Below are 1,691 nucleotides of genomic sequence, written 5' to 3'. Positions count from 1 at the left end.
TCCAATTTAGAACCTGAATATTATTATCGTTATGCTCAATCTTTGAGATCCACAGATCAAAATGATAAGGCAAATGAAATGATGGAACTATTCAACCAAAAATCAGGAAACGATAGTAGAGCAAAACTTTTCAAAAAAAACACCAATTATTTAGAAGCCATAAAAGCTAATTCTGGAAGATACCAGATAGAAGATGCAGGTGTTAATTCGAAATATTCCGATTATGGAACAGCGCTGTACTCTAATAAAATAGTATTTGCATCAGCAAGAGATACAGGAAGTCTTGGACAAAGAAAACACAAATGGACCAATCAATATTTCACAAACTTGTACACGGCGGATTTAGGTGATAACATGACTCCAAGTGCCGCTAAAAAGTTTGACAAAAATGTAAATTCAAAGTTTCATGAATCTACTCCTGCTTTTACGAGTGATGGAAAAACCATGTATTTTACCCGAAACAACTATCTGGATGGTAAAAAAGGAAAAGATGGAAATAAAATTACTTTAATTAAAATATACAAAGCCACTTTAGAGAATGACAAATGGACAAATGTAACTGAACTGCCTTTTGATAGTGACAATTACAGTACAGCACATCCTGCTTTAAGTCCTGATGGAAAAACATTGTATTTTGCTTCTGATATGCCTGGAACATTAGGACAGTCTGATTTATTCAAAGTAAAAATAAATGAAGATGGTACTTTTGGCATCCCGGAAAATTTAGGAAATACAATTAATACCGAAGGAAGAGAAACTTTCCCTTTTATAAATGATGAAAATGAAATTTACTTTGCATCAGATGGGCATCCTGGACTTGGAGGATTAGATGTTTTTATGTCTAAAATAAATGAAGATAGCTCTTTCAATGAAGTTCAAAACGTAGGTGCTGATGTGAACTCTCCTAAAGATGATTTTGCTTATTTAATCGATCCAAAATCAAGAAGAGGATTTTTTACTTCAAACAGAGACGGTGGTCAAGGCTATGACGATATTTATAAATTTTTAGAAACAAGAAGGCTTATTTGCGAACAACTTCTTTATGGAGAAATCACTGATATAAAAACGGGAGAAATACTCGCTAACACAAAAATAACCTTATATGATAATCAATTTAAGGTTGTCAATACTGTTGCTTCGGATGAAAAAGGAAATTATTCTTTTAATGTGGAATGTGGAAAAACCTATAATGTAAGAGCTCAAAAACCGGAATACACAACCAAAGAACAAAAGATAACTATCACTAAAACAGATGGAAAAACACATTTACCAATCGCATTAGAAAAAGAAATATGTAAAGTAGCCGTTGGCGATGATTTAGGTAAATGCTTTGGTATAAAAATGATTTACTTTGATTTTGACAAATCGGATATTAGAGTAGAAGCAGCTTTAGATTTAGAAAAAATATTAGATGTTCTTAATCAATACCCAACGATGAAGCTCGATATACGTTCCCATACTGATAGTCGTGGAACTTTCGAATACAACGAAGCATTGTCAGATAGAAGAGCAAAATCTACCATAAAATGGTTAGTTAAAAACGGGGTTAACAAAAACAGATTAATCGGTAAAGGTTATGGCGAATCACAACTGGTGAATAAATGTGCTGATAACATAGAATGTACTGAAGAAGAACATCAACTCAATAGAAGAAGTGAGTTTATAATCACTGCTTTGTAAGTATAATTTGT

1 protein-coding gene is annotated in these 1,691 nt (G+C 32.6%); it reads left to right on the top strand.

Annotation, left to right across the window (positions count from 1 at the left end; genetic code table 11):
- Nucleotides 1-1,680 (top strand): OmpA family protein (locus tag E0H99_RS17105; RefSeq protein WP_131998519.1); only part of this gene is annotated, 1,680 nt, incomplete at its 5' end.
- Nucleotides 1,681-1,691 lie beyond the last annotated feature (11 nt).

The organism is Flavobacterium sp. GT3P67, from assembly GCF_004349155.1.
Lineage (GTDB): Bacteria > Bacteroidota > Bacteroidia > Flavobacteriales > Flavobacteriaceae > Flavobacterium > Flavobacterium ranwuense.
The sequence above is the reverse complement of the archived record's forward strand: the minus strand, read 5'-3'. Positions and strand labels throughout refer to the sequence as shown.